At 70.0% G+C, this 593-nt stretch carries 1 protein-coding gene; it reads right to left on the bottom strand.

Annotation, left to right across the window (positions count from 1 at the left end; all coding sequences use genetic code 11):
* Positions 1–593 (bottom strand): AMP-binding protein (locus tag BHU15_RS37640; RefSeq protein ID WP_141726996.1); only part of this gene is annotated, 593 nt, incomplete at both ends.

Here is a 593-nt window from a genome sequence, read left to right on the forward strand (position 1 = left end):
TCAGGCCGTACCCCTCGAAGACCGTGACACCGGCGCCCTCGAAGAACAGACCGAGCCGCCGGTCCATCCCCGAACCGCCCGACATCGCGTGCCGCACCCGGCCGCCCATGGCGTGGCGCACCTTGGAGTACACGGCCTTCTCGAAGAACTGGTGCTGGAGCCGCAGCCCCGCCGACGGGCCGGGACCGAGCCCGAACGCCCGGTGCTCCCTGGCCTCCGCGTACTTCACCGCCACGTCCACGGCCTTGTCGAACGGCCCCGCCTTCCCCTCGCGCTCCGCCTTGCGGCGCGCGGCGTGGAAGATCTTCTCGAAGATGTACGGCACGGCCAGGATGAAGCTCGGCCGGAACGCGGCCAGGTCCGGCAGCAACTCGCCCGCCCGCATCACCGGTTGATGACCGAGCTTCACCCGCCCCCGGACGGCGGCGATCTCGACCATCCGCCCGAAGACGTGCGCCAGCGGCAGGAAGAGCAGCGTCGACGCCTCGTCACCGCGCTTGGAATGGAAGACCGGCTCCCAGCGGGCGATCATCGTGTCCGTCTCGAACATGAAGTTCGCGTGGCTGATCACACAGCCCTTGGGGCGGCCGGTG

It is taken from the genome of Streptomyces niveus, assembly GCF_001723055.1.
Classification (GTDB): domain Bacteria; phylum Actinomycetota; class Actinomycetes; order Streptomycetales; family Streptomycetaceae; genus Streptomyces; species Streptomyces niveus.